Origin of the sequence: Vibrio sp. S12_S33 (genome assembly GCF_963889785.1) — a bacterium.
In the GTDB taxonomy this organism is placed as follows: domain Bacteria; phylum Pseudomonadota; class Gammaproteobacteria; order Enterobacterales; family Vibrionaceae; genus Vibrio; species Vibrio aestuarianus.
The window spans coordinates 1-204 of sequence record NZ_CAWPQZ010000493.1; the positions used below are offsets into that span (position 1 = coordinate 1).

Genomic DNA, 204 nt, shown 5'->3' on the forward strand with positions numbered 1-204 from the left:
GTGGTGACAGTGCGCCAGTGACGTTTGATTTTGACGCCACCGTACCAACTGCGGCGCCAACGCTTACCATCGCGGACGCCGCGGACGGCAGCGTGAGCGTGGCAGAGAACAGTGACGGCGTTGAAACGGTGGTAAGTATTCCAACGGGTGTGGAAGTGGGTGATACGGTGACGTTAACCATCACCAACCCAGATGGCAGTACGA

1 protein-coding gene is annotated in these 204 nt (G+C 58.3%); it reads left to right on the plus strand.

Going from position 1 to position 204, the window contains the following annotated elements; genetic code table 11:
* A partial coding sequence (locus AACW06_RS20855; protein ID WP_202884151.1) for a hypothetical protein occupies positions 1 to 204 on the plus strand: 204 nt, incomplete at both ends.